Consider the following 500-nt stretch of genomic DNA (forward strand, 5'->3'; position numbering starts at 1 on the left):
GTCCGCGTTTGCGGACATCTACAAGGCGGAGATCATCGACTACACTGTCGAGCAGATCCACGAGCGGATCACCGACTATCGCGGTGGGTCGAACGCAAACAGCGCCCGACAGAAGTTCCGTTCGCGGCTCAAGCGGACGCTATCGTCGCTGTCTGCGCCGAACGCACAGCCCCCGCTACTCGCAGACGGCGAGGGTGGTCGCCCGTACGCGCTGGACGTGAGTCTCGGTGATGCTGATACCGAAACTGGTGTCACCATCGGGATCGACCCCGCGCCGATTGCGAAACAGGTCAACATCAACGTCAGCGTCGGCCCGCTTCAGTTCAACGGCGTTGACGTGGACGCGTGAGGTGATACACGATGGGAGACAACGTAATTGACGACGCGCAGGTCATCTTCGAACTGGAAACCGACAACGACACCTTCGGAGCTGGCGGGCAGGAAGGACTCGTTATCCTCAACTCCGTCACCCTCTCGGTGAGCCGTGACACGAACGGCTA

The 500-nt window shown here is 60.6% G+C and carries 1 protein-coding gene; it reads left to right on the forward strand.

Features of this window, described 5'->3' with window-relative positions; all coding sequences use genetic code 11:
• Window positions 1–349, forward strand: a 349-nt coding sequence (locus EXE42_RS18950) for a hypothetical protein (protein ID WP_158293771.1), incomplete at its 5' end; no start/stop codon positions are given.
• Window positions 350–500: the final 151 nt, after the last annotated feature.

Source organism: Halorubrum sp. SP3 (assembly GCF_005435195.1).
GTDB classification, from domain to species: Archaea; Halobacteriota; Halobacteria; order Halobacteriales; family Haloferacaceae; genus Halorubrum; species Halorubrum sodomense.